The sequence below is a fragment of the Microbacterium sp. UBA837 genome, assembly GCF_002296025.1.
In the GTDB taxonomy this organism is placed as follows: Bacteria; Actinomycetota; Actinomycetes; order Actinomycetales; family Microbacteriaceae; genus Microbacterium.
Genome location: NZ_DBHD01000162.1, coordinates 1 through 2,716 on the forward strand (window position 1 = coordinate 1; position 2,716 = coordinate 2,716).

The 2,716-nt window shown below is 69.9% G+C and carries 2 protein-coding genes; both read right to left on the reverse strand.

The genetic code is table 11. The features are described 5' to 3' along the window. Positions 1-133: 133 nt before the first annotated feature. A complete protein-coding gene (gene istB, locus B3587_RS11815; protein WP_288077101.1) occupies positions 134-913 on the reverse strand; it encodes an IS21-like element helper ATPase IstB in 780 nt (259 codons plus the stop codon). Beyond that, positions 910-2,520, reverse strand: a complete 1,611-nt coding sequence (gene istA, locus B3587_RS11820) for an IS21 family transposase (protein WP_414683136.1) — start codon at positions 2,518-2,520, stop codon at positions 910-912. The genes istB and istA overlap by 4 nt, the downstream gene beginning before the upstream one ends. Positions 2,521-2,716 lie beyond the last annotated feature (196 nt).

The following is a 2,716-nucleotide window of genomic DNA, read 5'->3' on the forward strand; positions in this document are numbered from 1 at the left end:
TGTCAACGGCCAGTAGGAATTGCCCATTGGCGGCCAGTAGAAGTGCCCGCTGGTGGCCAACAGATCTGCCCATTCGCGGCCAGGAGTTCTGCCCACCGGTGGTGGTGGACCTGGCCGCGGCGGGGCTCGGCGGTCAGCTCATCGGGGTCACCCCCGTCCCGGCGAGGGCTTGCGCGAGGCGCACGGAGTCGCCGCTGGTCTGGGCGAGGTGGGCGTGATGCAGCAGCCGGTCGACGGTCGCGGTGGCGAGGGTCTTGGGCATGAGCTCGTCGAACCCGGCGGGGTGCAGGTTCGAGCTGATCGCGATGGATCGTTTCTCGTAGGCGGCGTCGACGAGCCGGTAGAGGCCCTCGGCGGCGTCGTCTCCGACGGGGAGCAGTCCGATGTCGTCGACGACGACGAGGTCGGCGCGGAGGATGCGGGCGACGGTGCGGGTGACGGTGTCGTCGGGGCGGTGCGCGCGGATCAGCGCGCCGAGGTCCTCGAGCCGGAACCACGCGACCTTCAGGCCTTGTTCGACGGCGTGCTGGCCGAGCGCTTCGAGGAAGAACGTCTTCCCGGTCCCCGCGGGCCCGCAGATCACGAGGTTCTCCCGCCGGTGCACCCATTCCAGGGTGCGAAGTGCCTGCTGGGTCGGCTCCGGGATCGTCGAGAGCGACGGGTCCCAGCTGTCGAAGGTCTTCCCGGTGGGGAATCCGGCGGCCTTGCGGCGGGCGGCGAGCATGGACCGGGCCCGGCCGGCGATCTCTTCGTCCAGCAGCGCTTTGACGATCTCGGCGGGTTCCCACCGTTGCGTCTTCGCGGTCGCGAACAGCTCTGGCGCGAGGGACCGGGCGTAGGGCATCTTCAGGTGCCGCATCATCTGCTCCAGCTCCGCGGGGATCGGCGGGGCGGTCGGCGTCGTCACGCTCATGCTCCGACCTCCCCGCCGCGGCCGATGCCATCGATGAGCAGGTCGGCGGTCTCGTCATCGGTGGCGGTGATCTCGTCGACCGGGACGATCACGTGCTGCGCCGTCGGCGAGGGTTGGCCGATGCTCGCCCATCCGCGGGTGCCTTGCGCGAGCGACCGGGACTCCGATGCCGCCCTGGCGGGTGTCACCTGTACTTTCGCGCCGAGAATGGACGCGAGGTCGCCGGTGTCGAACCGGCCGTAAGCGGCGGCGACTCCGAGCGCTTCGTCGACGACCTCGACCCCGTGGATGCGGGCCAGCTGCACGGCTTCGCGCATCTTCTGGTTCATCCGCTGCGTGCCCGCCGCGGCGGCCTCGATCAGCCAGGCCGCGGCGCCGTGCCCGATGCCGAGGAAGTCGGCCTCCTCGGCCGAGCGGGCCTTGATCGCATACTCGCCGGGGATCTTCACGGACTGGCCCGGGAAGTGCTCGTCGATGATGCGCGGTGAACCCGGGCGGGCGCGTTCGTGGCGGGCGACCTCGACCGGCCCGTCGATGCCGTGGTGGACGATCACGACCCGTTCACCGTCGGCGGCGCCCTGCGCGCGGACGAACACCTCCGCGCCCATCAGCAGGTGCGGCACCGAGTACTGGCCGTTCTCGAACGCGACCATCGGCGTGTTCTCACCCACCCGCCGGGACACCCCGAACGCGACGGTATGCGCCCGCTGCGGGACAGGGTGCAGCCGCTGCGCCTCCTCGGCCAGCGCATCGACCGGACGGCGCCTCGTGACGCGGTGCTCGCGGCCGTTGACCTCGTCCATGAACTGCTCGCATGCCGCCTCGAGCTCGGCGAACGACGCGTACCCGTCCCGCAGATTCGCCTCGGTCGGGACCAGGTCGGCCTTCGCGAGCTTCACCGACGCTTCGACCCCGCCCTTGGACGCCGGATCCGCGGGCTGGCAGGTCAGCACCGTGACCCCGTAATGCCTGGCGAACGACACCGTCTGCGCGTTCCGCACCGGAACCCCCGCGACATGCGCGACCGTGACCGTCTTCTCGTTATCGGTCAGCACATACGTCGGCGCACCCCCCAGGATGCGGAAAGTGCGATCCAGCGCGGCGAACACCGACGGGATCGACTTGTCCCGGATCGGGATCACGATCCGGAACCGGGAGAACGCGAGCCACGCGACGAACAACACGACCTTCACCCCGCCGACGACGGGCCCGTCGCCGAAGTCGTACTGCAACCACAACCCCGGCTCGGTCACCCACGGCCGGTGCACCCGCCGCCGGCCCGCCCGCCACGCCGCCTTCACGTCCGCGACCGCGCGCCGCGTCGTCCGCTCCGACCCATCGAAGCCCAGCGAGGCGAGAACCTCGTGGACCTTGTCGGCCCGCACCTTCCCCTGCGACCGATCCACCAACTCCTCGACCTTCTCGAGGAACCCGTCGATGACCCGCACCCGCGGCGCGGCAGCACCCACCGGCAGGCCCGCGTCCCGCGCGGCGACATGCGCAGCAACAGTGTGATGCGAACACCCCGCCAACTCCGCAGCAGCACGATACGACCCGGTCAGGTCATACGCTTCCAGAATTTCCATGATCTCTCCGTCAGACTTCACAACAGCCCCTTCCTTGGGCGAGAACGGCGTCAAGCACCGTTCATCGAACCCGGGGAAGGGGCCCCACCCGCGACGACGCACGGAGCGGAACCATCAGACGTGGGCAGAACTCATGGCCACCAGCGGGCAGTTCTGCTGACCATCCATGGGCAGTTCCCCTGACCGCCTATGGGCAGTTTTCCATGGCCGCCGACAC

Coding starts and splice junctions, on each gene's coding strand:
- istB (WP_288077101.1), bottom strand. CDS start 913: ATGAGCGTGACGACGCCGACCGCCCCGCCGATCCCCGCGGAGCTGGAG.